The sequence below is a fragment of the Lysobacter sp. A378 genome (assembly GCF_054052125.1).
Genome location: NZ_JBSVRK010000001.1, coordinates 763,983 through 786,273, shown reverse-complemented (window position 1 = coordinate 786,273; position 22,291 = coordinate 763,983). Strand labels below are relative to the sequence as shown.

At 64.2% G+C, this 22,291-nt stretch carries 25 protein-coding genes; 11 read left to right on the top strand and 14 right to left on the bottom strand.

Annotated elements, in window-relative coordinates; genetic code table 11:
- Positions 1 to 102: 102 nt before the first annotated feature.
- Both pgeF and rluD read right to left on the bottom strand, forming a co-directional pair.
- The gene (gene pgeF, locus ACW7G1_RS03510) at positions 103 to 903 is read right to left on the bottom strand and encodes a peptidoglycan editing factor PgeF (protein ID WP_456978367.1); all 801 of its coding nucleotides are present in this window, start codon (positions 901 to 903) and stop codon (positions 103 to 105) included.
- Positions 904 to 1,878 carry a 23S rRNA pseudouridine(1911/1915/1917) synthase RluD gene (gene rluD / locus ACW7G1_RS03505; protein ID WP_456978365.1) on the bottom strand — a complete coding sequence of 325 codons (975 nt, stop codon included), beginning with the start codon at positions 1,876 to 1,878 and terminating at the stop codon, positions 904 to 906.
- 81 nt (positions 1,879 to 1,959) lie between these two features.
- Here rluD and ACW7G1_RS03500 point away from each other — a divergent pair, with 81 nt between their 5' ends.
- Positions 1,960 to 2,802 carry an outer membrane protein assembly factor BamD gene (locus ACW7G1_RS03500; protein WP_456978364.1) on the top strand — a complete coding sequence of 281 codons (843 nt, stop codon included), beginning with the start codon at positions 1,960 to 1,962 and terminating at the stop codon, positions 2,800 to 2,802.
- An 11-nt stretch (positions 2,803 to 2,813) separates the two neighbouring features.
- Here the strand turns inward: ACW7G1_RS03500 and ACW7G1_RS03495 are convergent, their stop codons facing one another.
- The 5 genes from ACW7G1_RS03495 to ACW7G1_RS03475 all read right to left on the bottom strand — a co-directional run bounded on the left by ACW7G1_RS03495 (position 2,814) and on the right by ACW7G1_RS03475 (position 8,793).
- Positions 2,814 to 4,463 (bottom strand): NAD+ synthase, encoded by a 1,650-nt coding sequence (locus ACW7G1_RS03495; protein WP_456978363.1) that lies wholly within the window; start codon positions 4,461 to 4,463, stop codon positions 2,814 to 2,816.
- Between the two features lies 1 nt (position 4,464).
- A complete protein-coding gene (locus ACW7G1_RS03490; RefSeq protein WP_456978362.1) occupies positions 4,465 to 4,824 on the bottom strand; it encodes an endonuclease domain-containing protein in 360 nt (119 codons plus the stop codon).
- Positions 4,825 to 5,085: 261 nt separating this feature from the next.
- On the bottom strand, positions 5,086 to 5,961 hold the full coding sequence (gene sucD / locus ACW7G1_RS03485) for a succinate--CoA ligase subunit alpha (RefSeq protein ID WP_456962344.1): 876 nt from the start codon (positions 5,959 to 5,961) through the stop codon (positions 5,086 to 5,088).
- Positions 5,962 to 5,985: 24 nt separating this feature from the next.
- A complete protein-coding gene (sucC, locus tag ACW7G1_RS03480; RefSeq protein WP_456978361.1) occupies positions 5,986 to 7,149 on the bottom strand; it encodes an ADP-forming succinate--CoA ligase subunit beta in 1,164 nt (387 codons plus the stop codon).
- A gap of 300 nt (positions 7,150 to 7,449) precedes the next feature.
- Complete coding sequence (locus ACW7G1_RS03475; RefSeq protein ID WP_456978360.1) at positions 7,450 to 8,793, bottom strand: hypothetical protein; 1,344 nt, start codon at positions 8,791 to 8,793, stop codon at positions 7,450 to 7,452.
- A gap of 191 nt (positions 8,794 to 8,984) precedes the next feature.
- Here ACW7G1_RS03475 and ACW7G1_RS03470 point away from each other — a divergent pair, with 191 nt between their 5' ends.
- Genes ACW7G1_RS03470 through ACW7G1_RS03450 form a run of 5 tightly spaced genes read left to right on the top strand, consistent with a single transcriptional unit; the run spans position 8,985 to position 17,359 of the window.
- Complete coding sequence (locus ACW7G1_RS03470) at positions 8,985 to 10,625, top strand: sensor histidine kinase (protein WP_456978833.1); 1,641 nt, start codon at positions 8,985 to 8,987, stop codon at positions 10,623 to 10,625.
- 32 nt (positions 10,626 to 10,657) lie between these two features.
- Positions 10,658 to 12,091, top strand: coding sequence for a sigma-54-dependent transcriptional regulator (locus tag ACW7G1_RS03465; RefSeq protein WP_456978359.1), 1,434 nt, complete (start codon positions 10,658 to 10,660; stop codon positions 12,089 to 12,091).
- Positions 12,092 to 12,107: 16 nt separating this feature from the next.
- Complete coding sequence (locus ACW7G1_RS03460; RefSeq protein WP_456978358.1) at positions 12,108 to 14,888, top strand: type VI secretion system Vgr family protein; 2,781 nt, start codon at positions 12,108 to 12,110, stop codon at positions 14,886 to 14,888.
- Positions 14,889 to 14,900: 12 nt separating this feature from the next.
- Positions 14,901 to 16,361 carry a hypothetical protein gene (locus ACW7G1_RS03455; RefSeq protein WP_456978357.1) on the top strand — a complete coding sequence of 487 codons (1,461 nt, stop codon included), beginning with the start codon at positions 14,901 to 14,903 and terminating at the stop codon, positions 16,359 to 16,361.
- Positions 16,362 to 16,363: 2 nt separating this feature from the next.
- A complete protein-coding gene (locus tag ACW7G1_RS03450; protein ID WP_456978356.1) occupies positions 16,364 to 17,359 on the top strand; it encodes a hypothetical protein in 996 nt (331 codons plus the stop codon).
- A gap of 63 nt (positions 17,360 to 17,422) precedes the next feature.
- On the opposite strand, the gene ACW7G1_RS03445 is transcribed toward ACW7G1_RS03450, so the two are convergent.
- The gene (locus ACW7G1_RS03445; RefSeq protein ID WP_456978355.1) at positions 17,423 to 17,713 is read right to left on the bottom strand and encodes a type II toxin-antitoxin system RelE/ParE family toxin; all 291 of its coding nucleotides are present in this window, start codon (positions 17,711 to 17,713) and stop codon (positions 17,423 to 17,425) included.
- On the bottom strand, positions 17,701 to 17,961 hold the full coding sequence (locus tag ACW7G1_RS03440) for a CopG family ribbon-helix-helix protein (RefSeq protein ID WP_456978353.1): 261 nt from the start codon (positions 17,959 to 17,961) through the stop codon (positions 17,701 to 17,703). Before ACW7G1_RS03440 ends, ACW7G1_RS03445 begins: the two co-directional genes overlap by 13 nt.
- Positions 17,962 to 17,996: 35 nt before the next feature.
- On the opposite strand from ACW7G1_RS03440, the gene ACW7G1_RS03435 reads away from it, so the two are divergent.
- The 3 genes from ACW7G1_RS03435 to ACW7G1_RS03425 are packed head-to-tail and all read left to right on the top strand — an operon-like array spanning position 17,997 to position 18,945.
- Positions 17,997 to 18,368 (top strand): type II toxin-antitoxin system HicB family antitoxin, encoded by a 372-nt coding sequence (locus ACW7G1_RS03435; RefSeq protein WP_456978352.1) that lies wholly within the window; start codon positions 17,997 to 17,999, stop codon positions 18,366 to 18,368.
- A 41-nt stretch (positions 18,369 to 18,409) separates the two neighbouring features.
- On the top strand, positions 18,410 to 18,670 hold the full coding sequence (locus ACW7G1_RS03430; RefSeq protein WP_456978351.1) for a CopG family ribbon-helix-helix protein: 261 nt from the start codon (positions 18,410 to 18,412) through the stop codon (positions 18,668 to 18,670).
- The gene (locus ACW7G1_RS03425) at positions 18,670 to 18,945 is read left to right on the top strand and encodes a type II toxin-antitoxin system RelE/ParE family toxin (protein ID WP_456978350.1); all 276 of its coding nucleotides are present in this window, start codon (positions 18,670 to 18,672) and stop codon (positions 18,943 to 18,945) included. The genes ACW7G1_RS03430 and ACW7G1_RS03425 overlap by 1 nt, the downstream gene beginning before the upstream one ends.
- A 20-nt stretch (positions 18,946 to 18,965) precedes the next feature.
- Here the strand turns inward: ACW7G1_RS03425 and ACW7G1_RS03420 are convergent, their stop codons facing one another.
- The 4 genes from ACW7G1_RS03420 to ACW7G1_RS03405 form a co-directional block, all read right to left on the bottom strand.
- Positions 18,966 to 19,220: a Txe/YoeB family addiction module toxin gene (locus ACW7G1_RS03420; RefSeq protein WP_456978349.1), complete on the bottom strand. Its 255-nt coding sequence runs from the start codon at positions 19,218 to 19,220 to the stop codon at positions 18,966 to 18,968.
- Positions 19,217 to 19,468 carry a type II toxin-antitoxin system Phd/YefM family antitoxin gene (locus tag ACW7G1_RS03415; protein WP_456978348.1) on the bottom strand — a complete coding sequence of 84 codons (252 nt, stop codon included), beginning with the start codon at positions 19,466 to 19,468 and terminating at the stop codon, positions 19,217 to 19,219. The genes ACW7G1_RS03420 and ACW7G1_RS03415 overlap by 4 nt, the downstream gene beginning before the upstream one ends.
- 272 nt (positions 19,469 to 19,740) lie before the next feature.
- Entirely contained in the window at positions 19,741 to 20,094 is a 354-nt protein-coding gene (locus ACW7G1_RS03410; RefSeq protein ID WP_456978347.1) for a hypothetical protein, read from the bottom strand.
- Positions 20,095 to 20,134: 40 nt separating this feature from the next.
- The gene (locus ACW7G1_RS03405; protein WP_456978346.1) at positions 20,135 to 20,419 is read right to left on the bottom strand and encodes a DUF4258 domain-containing protein; all 285 of its coding nucleotides are present in this window, start codon (positions 20,417 to 20,419) and stop codon (positions 20,135 to 20,137) included.
- 57 nt (positions 20,420 to 20,476) lie between these two features.
- On the opposite strand from ACW7G1_RS03405, the gene ACW7G1_RS03400 reads away from it, so the two are divergent.
- Positions 20,477 to 20,668, top strand: a complete 192-nt coding sequence (locus ACW7G1_RS03400) for a type II toxin-antitoxin system MqsA family antitoxin (protein WP_456978832.1) — start codon at positions 20,477 to 20,479, stop codon at positions 20,666 to 20,668.
- Between the two features lie 167 nt (positions 20,669 to 20,835).
- Here ACW7G1_RS03400 and ACW7G1_RS03395 read toward each other — a convergent pair whose 3' ends face one another.
- Positions 20,836 to 21,369 carry an outer membrane beta-barrel protein gene (locus ACW7G1_RS03395; RefSeq protein ID WP_456978345.1) on the bottom strand — a complete coding sequence of 178 codons (534 nt, stop codon included), beginning with the start codon at positions 21,367 to 21,369 and terminating at the stop codon, positions 20,836 to 20,838.
- Between the two features lie 432 nt (positions 21,370 to 21,801).
- On the opposite strand from ACW7G1_RS03395, the gene ACW7G1_RS03390 reads away from it, so the two are divergent.
- Positions 21,802 to 22,194, top strand: coding sequence for a pilin (locus ACW7G1_RS03390; RefSeq protein ID WP_456978344.1), 393 nt, complete (start codon positions 21,802 to 21,804; stop codon positions 22,192 to 22,194).
- Positions 22,195 to 22,291 lie beyond the last annotated feature (97 nt).

Below are 22,291 nucleotides of genomic sequence, written 5' to 3'. Positions count from 1 at the left end.
TTCCCGCGCAGGCGGGAACCCATGGACGTTAAGCCGGACGATCAAAGTCCATGGATCCCCGCCTTCGCGAGGATGACGAGCAAAAACTTGCGGGACATCACGCTAGCGTGTCGGCTCCATCCATACCAGCGAGGCCATCCGGCCGGTCCGCTGGTCGCGGCGGTGCGAATAGAACCGTTGCGGCTCGGCGATCGTGCACAGGCCGCCGCCAAAGATCCGGTCGGCGCCGAGTCCGGCCTGTTCCAGTCGACGCCGCGCCAACGCGTACAAGTCGACATGCCAGTGACCCGGCCGGGTGCCGATGAACGCATTGCCGGCGGCGCCATCCTGCGAGACGAAGGCGTCGTACACCTCGGCCCCGACCTCGTAGCGCTGCGGCCCTGCCGCCGGGCCGAGCCAGGCGATCAATCCCCCGGGCGCGGTCTCCATCGCCGCGACCGTCGCTTCCAGCACGCCGGCCGCCAACCCGCGCCAGCCGGCGTGGGCGGCGCCGATTTCACGGCCGTCATCGGCGCAGAACAACACCGGCAGGCAGTCGGCGGTGAGGATTGCCAGGACTGTGCCGGGGACGGAGGTGACGGCGGCATCAGCTTCTGGCGCCCCGGCATCCGCGCCCATGTCCGCGTCCATGTTCATGTTCATGTCCGGACCAGCACGAAACACCGCCGTTCCATGCACCTGCCGCATCCATACCGGCGCTGCCGGCAGTCCGGCAACGGTGACCAGCGCTGCCCGGTTGGCCTCGACCGTCGCCGGATCGTCGCCATCCGTCGGATTCTTGTTGCCCAGGTTGAAGCGGTCGAACGGCGGCAGCGACGACCCGGCGCCATGACGCAGCGTCGTGAACCCGTGCACCCCGGTTGGCGCGGCCCAGTCCGCCGGCAGCAGTGGTGAGTTTTTCACTCAGCGCTCGCGCTCAGCCGCTTCGTGGGTGTCATCCTGCAGCGCCTTCACCAGCGCCTGCATATCAGGCGGCATCAGCGCACTGCACCGCACCGGCTCACCACTCACCGGATGCACGAATTCCAGCGTCTCGGCGTGCAACGCCTGGCGCTTGAAGCCTTTCAGGGCAGTCACCAGCGCCTCGTTGGCGCCGCGCGGGAGCTTCAGCGACCCGCCATACAACGAGTCGCCGATGATCGGGTGCTTCAGGTGTGCCATGTGCACCCGGATCTGGTGGGTACGACCGGTTTCCAGGCGGCACTCCAGCAAGGTGTGGGCGCGGAAGCGTTCACGCAGGCGGTAATGGGTGATCGCGTCGCGGCCGTCGTCGCGCACTGCCATCCGGATCCGGTCGCGCGGGTGGCGGTCGATCGGCGCGTTCGCGGTTCCGCCCGAGACCAGCGCACCCGACACCACGGCCAGGTATTGCCGGTGCACGTCACGCGCCGACAACTGGGCGACCAGCGCGGTATGCGCGACCAGGCTGCGCGCAACCACCATTACCCCCGAGGTGTTCTTGTCGAGACGATGCACGATGCCCGCCCGGGGCAGCGCGTTCAGCTCCGGGTGCCGGAACAGCAGCGCGTTGACCAGAGTGCCGTCCGGGTTGCCCGCGCCCGGATGCACCACCAGGCCCGCCGGCTTGTCGATCACGATCACATGCTCGTCCTCGAACAAAATCCGCAGCGGAATATCCTCGGCCTCGGAACGGGTCTGGACCTCGGGCACCGCATGCAGGACAACCGATTCGCCACCGCGGACCGGGTCACGCGGGCGCGCTTCACGCCCGTCCAGCAGGACTTCCCCGGACTTGATCCAGCTGGCCAGCCGGCTGCGCGAATACGACGGGAACAGTTCGGCCAGCACCGCATCGAAGCGACGTCCGGCGGCGGCATCAGGCACGACGGCCTGCAGGGAGATGGCAGGTTGGCTCATTGGATGGACACGGTTAAGGGCACACGGCGCGGGACTGCTATTATCGGCGCTTCGTGCCTCCGGCGCCCGTTGATCCCGACCATGACTGATCGTTCCGCCTCAATTCGCCTGTTTTCGCTGATGCTGGTTGTGCTGTTTGTCGGCACCGGCTGCTCAATGTTCAAGAAGAAGGACGCCCCGGAGAACGCGCCGGTAGAGCAGTTGTACGAGAAGGCCCATACCGCGATGACCCACGGCAACTGGTCAAGCGCCGCGACGACCTTCCGCGGCCTCATCGCCCAGTACCCGTATGGCCCGTACACCGAGCAGGCGTTCATGGAAACCGCCTACGCGCAGTACAAGTCCGGCGCGCACGAGGAGGCGATCAGCAGCATCGACCGCTTCATCCGGACCTACCCGACCCACCGCAACATCGCCTACATGTACTACCTGCGCGGGTTGGTGAACTCCAACCGCGACGCGGTGTTCCTGCAGAAGGTTTGGCGGCTGGACGCCAGCCGGCGCGACCTGGCCACCCCGACCCAGGCCTACAACGACTTCTCGATCGTCACCAGCCGTTATCCCAATAGCCGCTTTGCCGCCGATGCGCACAAACGCATGGCCGATCTGCGCGACACCTTCGCACGCCACGAGCTGGAAACGGCCCTGTACTACTTGCGCCGCACTGCGTACGTCGCCGCTGCCGATCGTGCGACCTACCTGCTGGAAACCTATCCCGAGAGCATCTACCAGAACGACGCCGTCGCGACGCTGGCATCCGCTTACGAGGGATTGGGCAACGAGACCCTCGCCGCCGATGCGCGCCGGGTGCTGGCCCAGAACGAACCCGACCATCCGTACCTGAGCGGAAACTGGCCCGACTTCCCCAGCGACTGGCGCAAGCTGAACCCGTTTGCCGGCGAGAAGTCCGCGCTCGACAACTAATGGGGACCCCGCTATCCCTTGTACCCGTTGCTGATGGGGTAGCGGCGCTCGCGACCGAACGCGCGGCGTGACACCTTCGGCCCGGGCGCGGCCTGGTGGCGCTTCCATTCGCTGATCCGCACCAGCCGCAATACCTTGTCGACGGTGGCGGCATCGAAGCCGGCTTCGATGATCTCGTCGCGCGATTGTTCCTGGTCCACGTAGCGCACCAGGATCGCGTCAAGCACGTCGTAGGGCGGCAACGAGTCCTGGTCCGTCTGGTCGGCACGCAACTCGGCCGATGGCGGCCGCTCGATCACCCCGACCGGGATGACTCCGACCCCATCGCTGCTGTCGCCGACCGTATTGCGCCAGCGCGCCAACTCGAACACCTCGGTCTTGTACAGGTCCTTCAACGGCGCGTAACCGCCGGCCATGTCGCCATAGATGGTCGCGTAGCCGACCGCGTACTCGCTCTTGTTGCCGGTGGTCAGCAGCAAGCCGCCGAACTTGTTGCTCAACGCCATCAGGATCCCGCCACGGGTCCGCGACTGCAGGTTCTCCTCGGTGGTGTCGGCCGGCTCTCCTTCGAACAACTCGGCCAGCGCCTCCAGGTAGCCCTGGAACGGCTTCTCTATCGGCACCGTCAACAACCGCACACCCTGCCGCTCGCACTGCTCGGCCGCCAGGTCGTTGGACAGATCGGCGGTGTAGCGCGACGGCATCCGCACGGCGGTGACGTTTTCCGCACCCAGCGCATCCACCGCGATGGCCAGGCACACGGCCGAATCCAGCCCACCCGACAAGCCCAGCCAGACCTTGCCGAAGCCATTTTTCCGGCAATAGTCCCGGGTCCCACACACCACCGCGCGCCAAGCCAGCGCATCCCGGCTTTCATCGCCGTCGTGCGGCCACAGCACCGGCTGGAAACGGCGCTGCACCGGGTCGAAATCGACCACCAGCCATTGCTCCTGGAACGCCGCCGCCGGCGGATGCACATGGCCGTCGCCATCAGCCACCATCGAATCACCATCAAACACCACCGCATCCTGGCCGCCGACCCCGTTGAGGTAGGCAATCGGCACGCCGCTACCGCGGGTCGCTTCCTCCAGCAACGCGACACGCCGGCCGTGCTTGTCGCGTTCGAACGGCGAGGCATTGATCGACAACACCAGCTCCGCGCCGGCGGCAATCGTGGAGGCGAGCGGCTCCTGGAACCACAAATCCTCGCAGATCAACAATCCCAGCCGGATCCCGTTGAGCTCGAACACGCAGTCACCCCCGTCCGGGTCGACCACGAAATACCGCCGCTCGTCGAACACCGCGTAATTGGGCAACTCACGCTTGCGGTAGGTCCGCTCGATGCGCCCATCGCGCAGGACGCTGGCCGCGTTGTAGACCACCGACCCGGCCGTTTCCGGCCAACCCACCACCGCGGTGATCCCGGTGGCCGCGCGCGCGATCCGCCGCATCGCCGTATCGCAGTCGGCCAGGAAGCCCGGACGCAGCAGCAAGTCCTCCGGTGGATAGCCAGACAGTGCCAACTCGGGGAACAGCACCAGATCGGCCCCGTACTCATCGCGCGCCTGGCCGATGAACGCGACGATCCGGTTGGCGTTGTCCTCGACCGCGCCGACCGGAAAGTCGAACTGCGCGAGCGCGATGCGGATGGGTTGGGCCATGTCAGTCCTCTGCCGGATGTGGAGTGTGAACCAGTGCTTCGCAGATGCACGCCAGCACCGGTCCGATGTCGCTCAAGACGTCATTGTTCCAGAACCGGAGCAGGCTAAAGCCCTGCTCGCGAAGGAACCGGTCGCGGATCGCGTCATGCATGGAGCCATTGTGCTGGCCACCGTCGATCTCGACGATCAAACCGGCATCGAGACAGACGAAATCCACGACATACCGACCGATCGGGAATTGCCGCCTGAATTTGGCGTCCAACAGCCTGCGATCTCGCAGCTGATACCAGACCTTCCGCTCGGCATCGGTCATCGTCGCACGCAACCCACGCGCGAAATTACGTTTCTGCCCTTCGCGCATCCTTGCGCTCCTTCGATGAATATGACGGTGATCGTGGCAATCCTGCGGGCCGGGCGCAACTTCCCTTCTCCCGCCTGCGGGAGAAGGTGCCCGAAGGGCGGATGAGGGCACGCGGAAAAAAAGGTGCCAGTGGACCTTGGCTGCAAGCGCCCTCACCCCAGCCCTCTCCCGCAAGCGGGAGAGGGGGAAAAATCAGATCGGCTCGCCCACACAAAAAAGGCCACCCGAAGGTGGCCTTTTTCTCGTTACCTGCGGTCTGGCTTACTTCGCCAACCGCTTCGCAATCGCCGCGCCCAGGTCGCCCGGCGACTTGACCGTGGTCACGCCGGCCTTCTCCATCGCGGCGAACTTGCCCGCCGCGGTGCCCTGGCCGCCCGAGGCGATCGCACCGGCGTGGCCCATGCGCTTGCCTTCCGGGGCGCTGGCACCGGCGATGAAACCCACCACAGGCTTGGTCACGTACTGGGCGATGAACTCGGCCGCTTCTTCCTCGGCGCTGCCGCCGATCTCGCCGACCATGATGATGCCTTCGGTCTGCTCATCGTCCTGGAACAGCTTCAGGCAATCGATGAAGTCCAGGCCGTGGATCGGGTCGCCGCCAATACCAATGACGGTCGACTGGCCCAGGCCCACGTCGGTGGTCTGCTTGACCGCTTCGTAGGTCAGGGTGCCGGAACGGCTGACGATGCCGATCTTGCCGACGGTGTGGATGTGGCCGGGCATGATCCCGATCTTGCACTCGCCGGGAGTGATCACGCCGGGGCAGTTCGGGCCGATCAACACGACATCGTCGTAGTCGTTCAGCACGTTCTTGACCCGCAGCATGTCCAGCACCGGAATGCCCTCGGTGATGCACACGATGACGGTGATGCCGGCATCGGCCGCTTCCAGGATCGCGTCGGCGGCAAAGGCCGGCGGCACGTAGATGACCGACGCATCGGCGCCGGTCTGGTCGACGGCATCGGCGACGGTGTTGAAGACCGGCAGGTTCAGGTGCGTGGTGCCGCCCTTGCCCGGGGTCACGCCACCCACGACCTGGGTGCCGTAGTCGAGCATCTGCTCGGCGTGGAAGGTTCCCTGCGAGCCGGTGAAGCCCTGCACGATCACCTTGGTGTTCTTGTTGATCAAAACGCTCATGTGTATCGAATCCTGGTGAGGGTGTCAGGCGGCAACGGCGGCAACGGCCTTGCGCGCGCCGTCGTTGATGTCGTCGGCCGGCGTGATGGCAAGGCCGGAGTTCTTCAGCAACTCCTTGCCCGCTTCCACGTTGGTACCGGCCAGGCGCACGATCACCGGCACCTTGACGTCGACTTCCTTGACCGCCGCGATGATGCCCTCGGCAATCATGTCGCAACGCACGATGCCGCCGAAGATGTTGACGAAGATCGCCTTCACGTCGTCGCTCGACAGGATCAGCTTGAACGCCTCGGTCACGCGCTCCTTGGTGGCGCCGCCGCCAACGTCCAGGAAGTTCGCCGGCGAGCCGCCGTTGAGCGAGATCACGTCCATCGTCGCCATTGCCAGGCCCGCGCCGTTGACCATGCAACCGATGTTGCCGTCCATGGTCACGTAGTTCAGGTCGTGCTGGCTGGCCTTGACCTCGGCCTCGTCTTCCTGGCGGATGTCGCGCATCTGGGCCAGGTCGGCGTGGCGGAAGGTGGCGCTGTCATCGGAGTTGATCTTGCCGTCCAGCACCGCCAGGTTGCCATCGGTGAGGATTGCCAGCGGGTTCAGCTCGACCAGCGCCAGGTCCTTCTCGTGGAACAGCTTGAACAGCCCCATCATGATCTTGGTCAGCTGGTTGGACTGCTTGGAGGTCAGGCCCATGTCGAAGCCGAGCGCGCGGCACTGGTAGGGCTGCAGTCCTTCCACGTAGTTGACGTGGATGGTCTTGATCGCCTCGGGCTTTTCGCGGGCGACCTGCTCGATCTCCATGCCGCCTTCGGCCGACGCGATGAAGGTCACCGTCTGCGTGCTGCGGTCGACCAGCACCGACAGGTACAGCTCCTTGTCGATATCGGTGCCTTCGCACACCAGCACGGTGTCGATCGGCAACTCGACGCCAGCGGTCTGGTAGGTTTCCATCTTGGTGCCCAGCATCGCCGCGGCGTACTGTTTTACTTCGTCATACGACCGGGCGAGCTTGACGCCGCCGGCCTTGCCGCGACCACCGGCATGGATCTGCGCCTTGACGACCCACAGGTCGCCGGGGATGGACTTGGCCGCTTCGACCGCTTCTTCCGGAGTGCGCGCAATGCGCCCGGCCGGCACCGCAATGCCGTAGTCGGCAAACAGCTGCTTTGCCTGGTATTCGTGAAAATTCATGCGTCACCGAGGGGAGTGGAAGACGTCCCACGCGGAGGCCACCGAAAAACGGCGCGGCGCGAGGGGGCCAAGTATTGTCGCCGATCGCGGCGGGGTGAGCAAAAACCGTCCGCCTGCTGACCTCAAGTCATTGAAAGCAGAGGCTCTGGGGCACTCGGCTTTTGTTCGTCATCCCCGCGAAGGCGGGGATCCATGGACGTTACGTGCCTGAATATCAAAGTCCATGGATGACCAGCCCTTTGGACTGTTGTGAAGCGCTTCCCGCCTTCGCGGGAATGACGGCAATTGTTCAGCGATTCCCTAGTGTGCTCCGGCGGTGGCGCTTGGCTGCCCTGCCGGCGCGGACAGCGGCAGGTCCCAATGGCGCCCGCTGCCTTGCTGCAGCGCGATGCGCAGGGCCTGCCCACCGTTGACGATCTCGATCAGGTGCTGCGGGCTGTGCAGCTCCGCCGGTCGTGCCGCCAGTCGCTCGGCCAACGGCCGGCGGTCGTCGGGATGGGTCTGCAACCAGTACACCGTCGAGCCCAGCCGCATCTTCGCGCCGGTGTCCTGGGCATTTTTCAGGTAGTCCTGATAAGCCGGGCCCGAGATGTGGGTCAATATGCAGCCAACCGGATTGCGGATGCAGCTGAAGTCGAATGCTGCCGGCAGTGCCGACGGCGGTAACGGGCGGTCGTTGACAATCGCGCGCTCGGTCGCTTCATCGCAGCCCACCGCCATGATGGCGGCGCTGCGCATATAGGTGCCCTCGCGGTCATACAACAGGTTGCTGTCAGGAAAACCCGCCGCCGCCAGCCCGGCCCGCATGAAGGCAAACTCGCCCTTCATCACTTCGCACATCGACAGTTCCTGCGGCCGTGGCGGTGCCAGGGCGGCCCCACAGATGGGGGGCAGTGATTCGCCGGCTGGCGCGCGCGCCAGCATTTCAGCGAACATCCTCAAAGAGCCATCAACAAAGCCGGACGCTATCCCCTTCCCGAGCAGAGTGTCCGCGTTCGTACCCAGACGCCGCCAGGTATTGATGTCGTGGCAGACGCCGGAAAATGCCGCCTCGCGGTCGCCGGTAACGAAGTCCAGCGCCTGACTGGCCCGGCGCGCCCGCGCGCCGACACTGAAGTTCGGCGACGGGCGATAAATGGCCGGCTCGAACGGATTGCGGTAGTAATCGGTCCCGTCCAGTGCCGCACGCTCGATCAATGCCCGATTGTGCGTGCGCCAGCCTTGGTAGTCCGCCTCCCTGGCGCTGACGTGCTGCAGGCAGGCCACCGGGTCCGCCAGGCACGACATCGGCAAGTCGCTTTCATCGCGCGACCGCCGCGTGAACTGTCCCTGCGCCACGCTGGCAAAATTCGCCATCGTCGATCCAGCGTCGACGGGCTGTCCGTTGGGAGCGGACAAGGCATTGAACCGCCGCCCATCAGTGGCCGCGATCGCCGCGACCTGGTCGGGCGGCACGTCATAGGGCATCAGCCATAGCGCCGCAAACGCGTTGGTTCCGGTGACCGGCTCGCGGTCGCTCATCAACGCCAGTGCGCGCTCGTGCTGGTCACTCGGACCCAGTGCCCGCGAGATCACGTACAAGCCAATAACCACCATGACTACCGCTCCGGTTGCCACGGCCGCCCATTTCAGAAAACGTTTCATCCCCATCCCCATCCCCATCCCCACATCCATATCAAGGCCGCGCCACTGTCGCCCGGGCGCACGACACCACAACGACGTCACTTCCCCTTGGTTCGTCCGATACTGTCATCGACCATCGGCGCCCGCAATCTGGAAGCCCCGGTCGATCTGCCTATACTCCGCGTGACCGCAACGGGGACTCGCGCTTGCCACTGACCATCGCCGCCATCCCGGCCGAAGACGCCGACAACGCACTGCGCCGTGAGCTGTACCTGTGCACCCTGTACCGGCTGCTGGAAGCGTCGTTGTTGGTGCTGGTGTTGTTTGGCCCGGTCGCCGACATGATCGACCCGCCCCGGCACCAGCTGGTCGCGCAGGCGGGCGCGCTGTCGTATGTCTTCCTGTCGGCGCTGCTGTTTGCATTCCGCAATCGCGGCGAGCTTCGCAACCAGGCTTTGACCGGGATCGCCTGCGACCTGTTTTTCGGCCTGCTGGCCATCCACGCCATCCCTGCGGTAGGCACCGGCATTGCGTTGATGCTGATGTTCAACGTGGGCGCCGCCGCGTTGCTGCTGCCGGCGCGGCTGGGACTGGCGGCGGCATTCCTCGCGGTGGGCGGGATTATCGGCGAACACCTGTGGAGCGTGGCACTGGAAGCCAGCGACCGCGCCCTGGCTGAGCCGCTGATGTTCGCCGTCGGTTACCTCGCCATTGCCACCACCACCAGCGTGCTGGGCCGGCAGATGCGCGACAGCTACGACCTGGCCGAGCACCGCGGCGTGCAGACCGCCCACCTGACCGAGGTCAACGAGCTGATCATCCGCCGGTTGCGCACCGGCGTGCTGCTGGTCGACGGCCACAACCGGGTACAGCTGGCCAACGAAGCCGCCAACCTGCTGCTGGGTGATGCCGGTGAAGGCAACCGCGACCTGGGCATGGCCCTGCCCGAGCTGGCCAAGCGCCTGGCCAGTTGGCGCGAAACCGGCAAGGCCAACGAGGACCCGCTATTGGTCGCCGCCGACCAGAACGAGGTGGTGCCGCGTTTCACCCGCCTGCTGGCCGGCAGCGACCAGACCCTGGTGTTCCTTGACGACACCTCACTGGTCTCGCGGCGCGCCGAATCGATGACCCTGGCCACCCTTGGGCGCTTCTCCGCCAGCCTCGCCCACGAGATCCGCAACCCGCTGGCGGCGATCAACTACGCCGTGCAACTGCTGGAGGAATCCGACGACGTCGCCACCGCCGACCGTCGCCTGCTGCAGATCATCCGCCAGCAGGGTCAACGCATGAACGGCATCGTCGAGAACGTGCTCGGTATGGCGCGCCGTGACCCGGCCAAGCCCGACTACATCGAGCTGATTGGCATGACCCGCCATTTCGTTGAGGACTATCGCGCCGGGCACCCCCTGGAACAGGACAGTTTGTTGACGACCAGCGAATTGCCCCGGATTGCCGCGCTGGTCGACCCGCGCCAGCTGCACCAGATCCTCACCGTGCTGGTCCACAACGCCCTGACCTACGGACGCATCCCGGGCGAACCGGCGCGGGTGACCCTGCATGTGTACCTGGACAGCCATCAGCACCCGGTCATCGACGTCACCGACCGTGGCCCGGGGATCCCCGAGCGCGTGGCGCAGCAGTTGTTCCGGCCCTTTTTCACCACCTCCGGCCATGGCACCGGGCTGGGGCTGTACATCGCCCGCGAGTTGTCGCGCGCCAACCAGGCCTCGCTTGACCACATCGCCCTGCCGGCCGGCGGCAGTTGCTTCCGCCTGCGCCTGTCGTCCACCGGCACGGACAAGCGTGTGCCCGATAACGGTACTCACGGCAATCCGCGCCGCCAGCGGTCATGATCGATTAAGCTGTCACCATGACCGGAGGAGCAATGACAGACACCCGCAGCGCATTGGTGATCGACGACGAGCGCGACATCCGCGAGTTGCTGGTCATGACCCTGGGACGGATGGGCCTGCGGTGCGACACCGCATCCAGCCTGTCTGACGCCCGGGCCCAACTGGCACGCAACCAGTACGACCTGTGCCTGACCGACATGCGGCTGCCGGATGGCTCGGGTCTGGACCTGGTCGCGGAGATCGCCCACCGCCACCCCGACACCCCGGTCGCGATGATCACCGCATTCGGCAATGTCGACTCGGCCGTGGAGGCACTCAAGGCCGGCGCATTCGACTTCGTCGCCAAGCCGGTGGAATTGTCGGTGTTGCGCGACCTGGTCCGCCACGCCCTGGAGCTGAAGGACAAGCCGGCTCCCGTCCACAACCCGGAAGCCGTCGCCACCCGCCTGTACGGCGAGTCGCCGGCGATGGTCAGCCTGCGCCATACCATCACCAAGGTCGCCCGCAGCCAGGCTCCGGTCTACATCGCCGGCGAGTCCGGCGTCGGCAAGGAGCTGGTCGCCCGCACCATCCATTCCGAAGGGGGCCGCGGTGCCAGCCCGTTCGTGCCGGTCAACTGCGGCGCGATCCCTTCGGAGTTGATGGAAAGCGAGTTCTTCGGCCACAAGAAGGGCAGCTTTACCGGCGCCCACGCCGACAAGCCGGGCCTGTTCCAGAGCGCCGACGGCGGCACCTTGTTCCTGGACGAGGTTGCCGAGCTGCCACTGGCGATGCAGGTCAAGTTGCTGCGCGCGATCCAGGAAAAATCGATCAAGCCGGTTGGTGCCAACGCCGAGATTCCGGTCGATGTGCGCATCCTGTCGGCCACCCACAAGGACCTCGCGCGCATGGTGGCCGATGGCCGCTTCCGCCAGGATCTGTACTACCGCATCAACGTCATCGAGCTGCACGTGCCACCGCTGCGCGGCCGACGGGAGGACCTGCCCGGCCTGTCGGCCAAGATCCTCCAGCGTCTGTCCGCCGACCTGGGCTGCCAAACGCCAAGCCTGAGCGCCGATGCCGTGGCGGCGCTGGGGCAATACCATTTCCCCGGCAACGTACGTGAACTGGAGAACATCCTCGAACGCGCCATGGCGTTGACCGATGGCGGCAGCCTGACCGCCGCCGACCTGTCGCTGCCGCAACATTCCGGCTTCAGCAACCCACCTGGCAATCCCCAGCACCCCGGCATCTCCCACCCGCAGGCCCCGCAGACCGCCGCGGCAGCGGCCGGCATCGACCCGCGCACCATCGACCCGCGCGATACCGCAACCAGCGCCCTGCCCTCGTATATCGAGGAGATCGAGCGCGCCGCGATCAACCACGCCCTGCAGGAAAACCGCTACAACAAGACCCGTACCGCCGCCGCGCTGGGCATCACTTTCCGCGCATTGCGCTACAAGCTGAAGAAACTCGGCATCGACTGAACCAAGGATGGAAACCATGGATACGGATATCCAGTCACTCGCAGCAACCGCCCGGCGATGGTCGACGCTGCTGTCGCAAGACACCCGCCTGATCGAGATCGACACCGCGCCGTCCGGCGCGCTGGTGGTCGAACGTTTCGACGGCCGCGAATCGGTCTGCGACGACTTCACCTTCAACATCGACTGCCTGTCGATGTCGGCGTTCCTGGACGCCAAGGCACTGATCGGGCAACCGCTGGCGCTACGCTTGCGGCAGGCCGACGGGTCACATCGCCATTGGCACGGCTACTGCACCCAGGTGGCGCCGCTTGGCAGCGACGGCGGCCTGGCCCGTTATCGGCTGACGATGGAGCCGTGGACCGCATTCCTGAAACTGCGCCGCAACGCACTGGTGTTCCAGAACCTGGACGCGCTGGGCGTGGTCGAGCGGGTTCTCGCCGACTACCCGCAAGCCGCCTTCCGGGTCGACGCCAACCAGTCACTGGCGTGCTACCCCACCACCACCCAATACCGCGAGACCGACCACGCCTTCGTATTCCGCCTGCTGGCCGACGCCGGCCTTGCCTGGCGCTTCGAACACTCCGGCCCGGCCACCACCCACACCCTGGTGATTTTCGACCGCGACGCCGAACCCCCTGCCGCCAGCCCGGCCACGTTGCGCTTCCACCGCAGCGATGCCGCCGAGTCGCGTGACGCGATCAACCACTTCACAGAGCAGCGCCAAGCCACCACCAACGCCTTCACCACCGCCAGCTGGCAAGCCGAGCAGGTCGAAGCCACCGCAGCCAGCCTGACCACCAACCCCGCCGGCCCGCACCTGCCGACTCGCGAGGTCTACACCGTCCCGCGCGCCGGCCGTTTTGCCGTGCGCACGCATGCCGACCTCGCCGCCGCGCTGCAACTTGATGCCTTGCGCCTGCCGCAGCGCCTGCATGCGGGCACCGGCAGCGGTCGTGGACTGGCGCCCGGGTTCGTCTTCACCCTGTCCCAGCATCCCGGCCTATCCGACCAGCGCTTCCTCCCGCTGGTGATCGAGCACATCGCCGCCAACAACCTGGGCAGCGGCATCGTCGCCCTGCTCGACAGCGCATTCACCGGCAGCGGCGACCTGGAGCGCGGCAGCTACCGCAACCGCTTCCTGGCGGTCACCGCCGACACCCCCATCGTTCCGGTCTCGCGGCCCCGACCGACCGTGCATGGCCTGCAGACCGCCCACGTGGTCGGCCTGCCCGATGCCAGCATCACCTCCACCCGCGACCACCAGGTCCGCATCCAGTTCCCGTGGCAACGCGGCGTCGCCCCCAACCGCGGCGGCCTCACCGAGACCGGCTCCAGCACCCACCCCGACGGCCACGCCCCCGGCGACCACAGCAGCGGCACCTGGGTGCGGGTATCGGAATGGCAGGCCGGTCCCAACTGGGGCAGCCACGCCCTGCCGCGTATCGGTAGCGAGGTGCTGGTCGAGTTCCTGCATGGCGACATCGACCAGCCCGTGATCGTCGGCCAGCTCTACAACGGTGCGATTCCCCCACCGTTCGCCCTGGCCGATGCCAGCAACCATCCCGGTACCCTCAGCGGCCTGCACAGCCAATCACTCGACGGCAGCGGCACCCAGCAATGGCTGATGGACGATGCCAGCGGTCAGCTGCGCCAGCGCCTGCACACCAGCCTCGCCGACAGCCGGCTGGAACTCGGCTACCTGATCGACCCCAATAACGCCCGCCGCGGCGAGCTTCGTGGGCAGGGCTTCGACCTGGCCACCCTCGGCTGGGCCAACCTGCGCGCCGGTCAGGGCGTGTTGCTGTCGACCACCGCAAGAAGCAACGCCACCTCGACCCAGTTGGACACGTCCGACGCGCTGGCCCAACTCAAGGGCGCCGAGCGCACCGCGCAAGCCCTGAGCGACGCCGCCCAAGGCAGCGAAGTCGCCGCGCTGGCCGCCAACCCCGCCCAGACCGACCTGATCACCGCGCTGGACCCCGAGCAGGACGGCAAGCACCCGGCCACCGTCAACGGCCAAAGCGCCACCAAGCCAAACGCCAGCGCCCGTGACGGCGGCGACGCCGTCGAGAAGTTCGCGACGCCGCTGCTACTGGCAGAATCCCCCGACGCCATCGCACTGACCACGCCCAACAGCGCCCTGGCCTACGCCGGCGGCAACACCCACCTGACCAGCCAACAAGACACCCATATGGCGGCCGGCCACACCTTTGCCGGCGTCAGCGGCGGCCACGTCGCCCTGTTCGCCCAGCACGGCCCGATCAAGGCGATCGCCGCCAACGGCCCGGTGACTCTGCAGGCCCACTCCGGCCCATTGGAACTACTGGCCGACCAATCCGTCACCATCACCGCCACCGACGAACGCATCGACGTACTGGCGAAGCAGAAGATCGTCCTGCAGGCGGGTCAGACCCAGATCACCCTGGAAGGCGGCGACATCAAGTTCGCCTGCCCGGGCAACTTCACGGTGAAGGCCGGGCAGGTGCCGTTTCGGGGTGGGGCGAGTGCGGCGGCGATGTTGGCGGCATTGCCGGATAGCAAACTTAAACTGGACAACTGGATCGAAGTCAATCATCGCGACGCAGACAACCAGCCGTTCGCAGGACAGGGCTACACGATATTTTTCGAAGGCGGTCAAACGATCAAGGGCAAGCTCGATGCCGGCGGCCACGCGCGGCATGAGAATGTGCCTGAGAAGGCCGAACGAGTGGAGTACGAGCCGCGCAAACCATTGGACGATGAGCCGTGGAAGCCGACCAGATCGATCATGCAAGCTGCAATTGCAAAGTTAGGTTAAGGACAACCGAACATGGAGTGGGACGAACTGGAAAACGCGCTCGCGTGGTTCACATCCGCGCCGGCCGAATGGATCGACAGTGCAGGCGAGAGTCTTGCAGCGGCAGCCGAGTGGATCTGGGAGGTGCTGCAAGGCGACTTCAACGAGGAGCAAAGCAACGCCCAGATGATTACAGGCATGGTGGTCTCGATGATCCCCGGCGTCGATCAGCTCTGCGACGTGCGTGATGTAGTTGCCAACTGCAGGAAGATCAACGAAGACACGTCCAACACGTGGGCATGGATCGGCTTGACCATCACCCTGATCGGGCTGATTCCCGTCTTGGGCTCACTGGCCAAGGGCTGCTTCAAGATTCTGGTCGCCTCTAGCCGCAAAGCCACGATCCGGGTTGCCAAGAACACTGTCGATACCGACCTGTGGAAGCACACTTCCTACTGGGTGGACGTGGGCATCGGCAAGCTCAACAAACACCTGGACACGCCGGCCGTGCGCGCCACCCTCCGGTTCATGAAATTGGACAACCCATACAAATGGTTGGCCGGGAAGGTGCGCGAAGTTGCCGGCGCGCTCAACGTTTCGCTTCTGACCAAAGCCTTTGACGAGATCGTGTCGGCACTGCGTGATCTGGTGGACTTGATCCAGCGCTGGGGCTCGGCTGCGATGGGCAGTCAAGCCGGACAACTGCTGCAGATGGTGTTGACCATCCGCAGGGCAGCCAATACGCAGTTGGCCAAGGTGCTGCGGCCGGTGACGAACTGGCTGGATCGCGTCGCGCGGCGGCTGGACGTCGAGGCCGACCAGGCCTATCGGGCACGGGTCAATTCGATCAATCCGCATTTCTTCAAGCGTCCCGCCAACGAAGCCGAGTTGGAGACGTTCAGGCGAGACAAGCCCGACTGGGTGGATGAGGGAAGCGACCTCTCGTATGACGCGTTAGAAGATGCTCCGCCGGGAAGGCTGGGGTATCCCGACATGGGCGACACGGTGAAGGGGCCGACCAAAGGGGGTTACAAGACCTTCCACGGCACGCTCAACGCCGTCGCCTACCCGCCCGGCACGGTGCTGTACCGCATCGTCGATCCAAAATCGTACGACAACTCGATCTGCTGGATGACCAAGTCTGAGTTCGACCAGCTCAAGAGCAAGGCCGAGTGGCGGCGCCGGTTCGCGGTCAAGGCCGAATGGAACAGCAACGGCGAGTACGTCACCTACACCGTGCCGCCGGGCAAAGGTTTGAAGGCTTGGGAAGGAACGGTGGCGTCGCAGGCGTACAAAAACCCCACGACCAAGCGAGCCGAATATGTACTCGAAGGCGGAGCGCGTCAGATCGTGCTCGATCCTGCCGATCTGGATGTCGCCTACTTGGGCCAACGTCACGCCACCGGGTGGGGCTACCGTAGTCTGGCCGGTGAGCCGCTCAGCCTGGTCGGCGTGCCGGTGCTGAAGAACAATCTGTATGCAAGCAAGGACTGATCATGGCAACACCACTGATTCCACAAGAGGTGTATCTGCTGGAACGCTTCAGCACCCTCGACTACTTTCGGGCGGTCCGCGACAACTACGAGGCGACGATCAAGTACGCCGAGCAGTGCCTTGACGCATTCGTCAACAACCTGCCGCCGGACTATCGCAGCCGTCATCTGAGCCGGCAGCCGGATGTGGTCTGGGGGGAGAGCGTATTGCCGAACATGCGCAGCACGCTGAGGAGCCTGTGCGAGGGGTACATCATGGTGTCGCATGGTGAGCTCAACGGACTCGGAGCAGCATCTGAAGTCGGCAGCGACCACCGCGGTATCATCGAGCACGACTGGACCTGGATGGACGAACCGCAGGTGACAGCGGTGGTGCAGGGAGGCAGTGACAAGTTCTGGGACCTTCTTGGGGACACGCTCCGGCCGGCAAGCATGGTGACGAATACGATTGATCGTTACTGGAACCCAGGTACTCTCACGGAGCGCTACTCGGAGGGTAGCTTTGGTCCACTGGAGCCGCCGCAACGCTGGTCGCGTTACCATCTCAATTCGTCAGTACAGGTCGCGACTGGTGAGCCGATTCCGAAGAGCGGCATCTATTTGCCGGACATCGATCGCAGCTGCGCCTCGCTGCTGGTCACCGGCGACAAGGCACCCAAAGCCCGGCACTTGATCCGTATTGATGAGAGCATCGACGAGAATGGTGTTGTCTGGCAGAAGGTCCCGATCTCGGAAAAGCGCCCCACGTCGTGGACTTTGATTGAGCGTGTGCCAGGCGAATCAATCCCATTCGAGGAAGGCCTTGGCCCGATCGAATCCGCGCCTCTGCGTGTCCCAGCCAACGAGGCCTGCCCACGTACCGGCTACTGGTTCACTCCCGCCAAGCAAGGCAGCCGTCGCTACTTCAAGCAGGGCGACGCGTTCCCCGTGATAGATGGCAGCAGCTACGGCGCCACGTTCTGGCAATGGTCGCCCGATCAGTCCGACCCCACGCTGTAGATGGAGGCCGATATGCAAGTAGATATTCGACGCCGGGATCAGAGGAGTTGCAGTGATCAGGTTTCAGTACCCTGCCTCGCGCACATGCCGTACCGCTAACACGACCACCTCGCGACCGTCGTAGCGATACAACACCACATAACCACCCGCTGCAAACTCGACCAGCCACTCGCGGAACTCCGGTGCCATTTCAGGCGTGGGGCGCCCGGCTTCTGGATGCTGCGTCAAGACCCCCACACCCTCACGGATCACCCGGATCGCTCGTCGCGCGGCATCCGGGCTTTTCGCCTCCAGGAAGGCGTGCAGCCGCGCAATGTCCCCCAGCGCGTCGGACGTCCACTTCAGCCGTGACATTCCGGCATATCCGCATCCTTGCCCGATTCAAGCTTGGCCATCCAGGCATCCGCTTCCGCCGCTGTCACGTGCAGACCCGTCTCTTGGTAGGCCGCCCATGCCGCAAGTCCCGCCTGACGGAAACTCTCGCGCTTTTCCTCACGCTCGACGTACTGCTCGACCGCTTCGCGTAACAGCCAATGGCTCGAACGATGCCTTGCTTCCGCGAGCCGTTGTATCCGGACCTTGATATCCGGATCGATCTTCACGCTGGTAGTGGGCGCCGCCATGACCTTCCTCAAAGGTGTTACCTCTTAACACCCTACGCCGATCACTCAGGGGCGGCAAGCAGCGCCAAAGCCGGCGACGCGTACGCGCACCGCGGATCCTTCCCCTGCTGGATGACACCGTGGAGCGTGTCAACATCACACTGCCACGGTGCGTACTGAAACGCCTGGATGCCAACGCAAAGCAACTGGGCGAAACCCGCCTCCAGCTACATCGCCCACGTGGCCATCGGTTGATTGATGGCCCCTTGAGTTCCGCCGGTCAGGTTGCCCCGCCCTTCCAGTTCGAGCTCCCAACGGCGAGCCATCGCATCCAGCTTTGCGCAACCCGGCCTTGTGGCGTCCATGTCCTTTTGCGCGTCCGCGCCAGTTTTGGACTGGTCAAGTAAAATCGGTATGATTCAACATGATTAACCATAGAGTCCAATCCATGAACACCAAAGTAGTGACCGCCCACCTGCCACAGCCGCTCGCCGACAAGGTCGACCTGCTGGCCGCCCGGATGGAACGCTCGCGCGGGTGGATCGTCAAGCAGGCATTGAGTGCTTGGGTCGATCAAGAGGAAGAACGACGACAGCTGACGCTTGAGGCTTTGGCAGATGTCGACAGCGGCAATGTCATTGACCACCAGGCGATGCAGGCTTGGGCCGACAGCCTGTCCGGCGACCAGCCGCTTCCGCCGCCGCGTTGATGGACCTGCAGTGGACTGCCCAGGCGACGTCGGACGTGACTCGCCTCCACGGGTTTTTGCTGGCTGCCAACCCCGGCGCGGCGACTCGCACCGTACAAGCGCTGATAGCAGTGCCATGGCGATTGCGGGAACAGCCCCGGCTGGGGGAACGACTCGATGAGTTCGATCCCCGCGAAGTCCGCCGCATCCTGGTAGGCCATTACGAAATGCGCTACGAAATCCACGCCTCCGGCCTGTACGTGCTTCGCGTATGGCATACCCGCGAAAACCGGTGATCCGGCCCACTTAGCTACCGTCAGTAGTGATATCGCAACTGAGCGATAAGCAAAGAATCATCGGCCACTTTGTAGACGATTCGGTGCTCGTCATTGACGCGTCGCGACCAGTAACCGGACAACGCATGCCTCAGTGGCTCTGGCTTCCCGGTGCCTGTATGCGGCGTCCTGGTGATCACTTTGATCAGGCCGTTGATACGCTGCACCAGCTTCTTGTCGATCTTCTGCCAGTACAAATAGTCTTCCCACGCTTGCTCGGAGAAGACTAGCTTCACTCAGCCAAGCTCCGCTCTCTGCCCTTCCCAGACTCAAGAGCTGCAATGCTCTCGAGCAAACGCTGAGCGTTCCTGGGGCTGCGCAACAGGTAGGCGGTTTCCTCAAGCGCTTTGAAATCATCCAGCGCAATCATCACAACAGCCTGCTGGCCATTGCGGGTGATGATGACAGGCTCGTGGTCACCGCATACGCGGTCCATCGTATCGGCCAATTTGGCTCGTGCAGCGCTGTAGGTAATCGTGTTCATAGCGCACCTCCAGTTGTACGCATATCTGTACAAATGTAGATGCATCTTGTCAAGAGCCAGCCCCTGACAATTACGTAAGGAAACTCCGCGCCCGACTGGACTTCCTACGGTCACAGGCGAGAGCCCAGGGACGTCGGTTGCCTGGCAGGCAATCGTGGCGCTGTCTTCGCTCGATCAAAAACACTTCTTAAATCAATCGCTATCTACGCAGATCATCGCGTCTGCCGGTCAGCTCCGGCGCAGCAGGCGTAAGCAGCAACGTACGGGCGCAATCAGCCGTGTTTGCGCTTTGGTCGCTCAGTCAAGGCCTTGCGTGCGGCTTCGGTCTTGGCCATGTTCTCGGCAATCGTGTGCAACTCGGTACGGGCGAACCGGTTGAGCACGTCGCGCATCAATGGCTGGTAGCCGATGCCGTGGTAGTCGGCGATCAACTTCATGTCCTTGATCAATGCGCTCTGCAGACGAACCGAGATCAGTTTCAGGCCAAGTGCTTCATCCAGCGCCGCCTCTTCAGACGAGTCGGCCACGCGCACGTGTGCCTCGTCGCGACCGAGCTTGCCCGATTCCCAGTCGCACTCTTCAACTCGTAGCGCGGGGCGGGAAGTCTTGCGGGAAGTGGTGCTCATGGTGTTCTCCATCAATGGGTCAGCAGCAACAGGGTCGGCTTCATTGGCCAAACTTGCGATAGATACGCAACTCTTCCGCATTCGGGCCGTAAGCGGTCTTCAGGAACACGTCCTCGCCGCTCTGAACGAAGACGATTTTCAGCGACCGTCCGTGGTGTGTTTGCGCGATGAACCAGCGCGTCGGCGGATTGGTACGGTTCTCGGCGCGGTCATCGATCAGCAAGCGGCCCGTGCGGTTGGCAAAACACTCTTCCACATCGCGCGCGGTGACGTCATGTCGCTTGAGAAGTTTGGACTGGATGGCGGGACTGATGATCAAGGGCATCCCGGGCAAGCTCCTGCGGCCAGGCCGGCATTGTATATCTAAAAGAGATACAAGTCGATCTCAGCACTGGCTTGTACCGGATTACAGCCCCGACGAGCCGCCTCATGGGATGCCGACGGACCGAGTTGCGGCCACAACAATGCCTTCAGCGGCTATGAGCGCGAAGAGGCCCGCCCACTCCCGGCCGTGGTCAACCTGTTCCGCCTGTTGAACAAGCACCCCGAGCAGCTGGCAGAACTGACGCACTGAACCGTGGAGACTTGTGGCGCTCAATCACAGCGAGCGATGGGTCAGGGCGGACATGGATCTGGCTTTTCCCCGGACAGTAATGCAAAAAGCGGGAACCCAGCGACTTCAGCCCTCAAAGGCCCGAAGTCGCTGGATCCCCGCTCCGTCACAAACGATTCGCAGACTTCCTAGAAGTCAAACCGCAGCTGCACCTGGGCCAGGTCGACGTCGATATCGTCCATCTCGAACCGGCTGTACTCGCCGCGCAGGGCGACAGCGTCGGTGAAGCGGTACTGCAGGCCGAGGCCGTATGTCGCATCGGTGCCGTCATCGTCCGCACTGATCACTCCCGGGATACGCGCCTCGGCGTCCCAGACATGGAAGCCTGCCTTGGCGTAACCGGAGAACTTATCGGTGAATGGCAGCGTGCCGACGGCGGTCAGGTAGGCCGTTTCGGCCTCGACGTTACCGGGCACGCCGCGGGGCTCGATCTCGCCAAAGTCGGCGTAGCCGGCCTCGATACCGAAATAGCGGTTGACCTGGTAACCACCGAATACCGAGAACGCGGTGTCCTCGTCATCCAGGATGCCTTCGTCGACGATGGACTGGCCGGCACCGACGCCGGCATAGAAACCGGGCTGCTCGGTGGCCTGAGCGCCGAAAGCGGCGGCGCCGATCACGACGGCCAAAAGGGTACGGGACAGGATGTTGGTCTTGTTCATGGTGTTGCTGGCTCCTGCATCCGGACATCGCGGCAAAGGGGAGGGAGCGGCGAGTCGTCCGTGCGATGGGCCCCGGCGGAATGCCTGGACTGCCGTCGCTGCAAGACAGAAAATGGGTCCCCGAAACCGGTTGAAAAGGGGCGCAAGCCGGGATGGACTGTCCCGCGCATCCCCGCCAATGTGACGCAAACCGTCACTCAACTCGCAGCCAAACCGACCTTCCGCGTCACCCTGCCAACACACATGCCCCATCCAAACGTGACCCGGCATTCAGTTTCGCGTCCTGTCACCATCAAAACGCCCATAACACTGTACTTGGCACGGCTCATGCGTACTCTTCCCTGCACGTGCAGCATGCACGGCGGTGCCGACGGACCGGAACAGCCGGACCTGCAGGTACGTGAAGTAACAATCACTCCTAGGGGAAACACCATGAAGAACAACCAGCAAGGCTTCACCCTCATCGAACTGATGATCGTCATCGCGATCATCGCGATCTTGGCCGCGATTGCGCTGCCGGCTTATCAGGACTATATGGTCCGCGCCAAGGTGTCGGAGGGCCTCGTTCAAGCCAGCGCTGCAAAGGTTACCGTCTCGGAAAACATCATGGCGGAAACCACCGACCTCTGCGCTGGGGTCAACACCACCACTCTCGGCATGACCACGATCAGCTGTGCCACCGGTACGCTGTCTGCCTCCGTCGTTGCGGATTCTGCCCACACCGTCACCTTCGATCTGGTTCCGACTGCGTCTACCGGTGGCGTGACCTGGGATTGCAACAATCCGAGCGACACCAAGTACGTCCCGGCGGAATGCCGCGAGTAATTCTGCTCCGTTGGGAAGAAGGAAGGAAAAAGGGTCAGAGAACATTCCATTTGAATCGGCAATCTTGAAATAACAGGTACCCGATTCACTCGATCTC

Excerpts from the sequence above, each read along its gene's own strand:
- rluD (WP_456978365.1), bottom strand. The coding sequence starts at position 1,878 with ATGAGCCAACCTGCCATCTCCCTGCAGGCCGTCGTGCCTGATGCCGCC.
- ACW7G1_RS03500 (WP_456978364.1), top strand. The coding sequence starts at position 1,960 with ATGACTGATCGTTCCGCCTCAATTCGCCTGTTTTCGCTGATGCTGGTT.
- ACW7G1_RS03495 (WP_456978363.1), bottom strand. The coding sequence starts at position 4,463 with ATGGCCCAACCCATCCGCATCGCGCTCGCGCAGTTCGACTTTCCGGTC.
- ACW7G1_RS03490 (WP_456978362.1), bottom strand. The coding sequence starts at position 4,824 with ATGCGCGAAGGGCAGAAACGTAATTTCGCGCGTGGGTTGCGTGCGACG.
- sucD (WP_456962344.1), bottom strand. The coding sequence starts at position 5,961 with ATGAGCGTTTTGATCAACAAGAACACCAAGGTGATCGTGCAGGGCTTC.
- sucC (WP_456978361.1), bottom strand. The coding sequence starts at position 7,149 with ATGAATTTTCACGAATACCAGGCAAAGCAGCTGTTTGCCGACTACGGC.
- ACW7G1_RS03475 (WP_456978360.1), bottom strand. The coding sequence starts at position 8,793 with ATGAAACGTTTTCTGAAATGGGCGGCCGTGGCAACCGGAGCGGTAGTC.
- ACW7G1_RS03465 (WP_456978359.1), top strand. The coding sequence starts at position 10,658 with ATGACAGACACCCGCAGCGCATTGGTGATCGACGACGAGCGCGACATC.
- ACW7G1_RS03460 (WP_456978358.1), top strand. The coding sequence starts at position 12,108 with ATGGATACGGATATCCAGTCACTCGCAGCAACCGCCCGGCGATGGTCG.
- ACW7G1_RS03455 (WP_456978357.1), top strand. The coding sequence starts at position 14,901 with ATGGAGTGGGACGAACTGGAAAACGCGCTCGCGTGGTTCACATCCGCG.
- ACW7G1_RS03450 (WP_456978356.1), top strand. The coding sequence starts at position 16,364 with ATGGCAACACCACTGATTCCACAAGAGGTGTATCTGCTGGAACGCTTC.
- ACW7G1_RS03445 (WP_456978355.1), bottom strand. The coding sequence starts at position 17,713 with ATGTCACGGCTGAAGTGGACGTCCGACGCGCTGGGGGACATTGCGCGG.
- ACW7G1_RS03430 (WP_456978351.1), top strand. The coding sequence starts at position 18,410 with ATGAACACCAAAGTAGTGACCGCCCACCTGCCACAGCCGCTCGCCGAC.
- ACW7G1_RS03425 (WP_456978350.1), top strand. The coding sequence starts at position 18,670 with ATGGACCTGCAGTGGACTGCCCAGGCGACGTCGGACGTGACTCGCCTC.
- ACW7G1_RS03415 (WP_456978348.1), bottom strand. The coding sequence starts at position 19,468 with ATGAACACGATTACCTACAGCGCTGCACGAGCCAAATTGGCCGATACG.
- ACW7G1_RS03410 (WP_456978347.1), bottom strand. The coding sequence starts at position 20,094 with ATGAGCACCACTTCCCGCAAGACTTCCCGCCCCGCGCTACGAGTTGAA.
- ACW7G1_RS03405 (WP_456978346.1), bottom strand. The coding sequence starts at position 20,419 with ATGCCCTTGATCATCAGTCCCGCCATCCAGTCCAAACTTCTCAAGCGA.
- ACW7G1_RS03395 (WP_456978345.1), bottom strand. The coding sequence starts at position 21,369 with ATGAACAAGACCAACATCCTGTCCCGTACCCTTTTGGCCGTCGTGATC.
- ACW7G1_RS03390 (WP_456978344.1), top strand. The coding sequence starts at position 21,802 with ATGAAGAACAACCAGCAAGGCTTCACCCTCATCGAACTGATGATCGTC.